At 34.1% G+C, this 302-nt stretch carries 1 protein-coding gene; it reads right to left on the reverse strand.

Annotated features, from left to right (window positions below; all coding sequences use genetic code 11):
• A partial coding sequence (locus tag HMPREF2853_RS02560) for a TlpA family protein disulfide reductase (RefSeq protein ID WP_410002232.1) occupies nt 1-302 on the reverse strand: 302 nt, incomplete at its 5' end.

The raw sequence follows: 302 nt of genomic DNA on the forward strand, positions 1-302 counted from the left end.
TTAGTTTAGCAGTTCTTGTAACTCTTTCGAGAAAATTTCAGCAGTAGTATGATTTACTAATACATTCTTTACCTGTTGCTGTTTTGTCACAAGATACATACTTGGTATGGTTTGAACCTGTAAAAGATCGGCTGCGAACTGATCTTCGTCATAATAATACGGGAAAGTATATCCTTTTTCTTTGATATACTGATCAGCAGTTTCCTTTGTTTCTTTTCCTGGTTCGTTCATATTCAGAAGAACAAAATGAATTTGATCTCCATACTTTTCATACATCTGCTGAACAATGGGTAGTTGTTTCT

It is taken from the genome of Streptococcus sp. HMSC077F03 (genome assembly GCF_001812375.1).
GTDB classification, from domain to species: domain Bacteria; phylum Bacillota; class Bacilli; order Lactobacillales; family Streptococcaceae; genus Streptococcus; species Streptococcus oralis_S.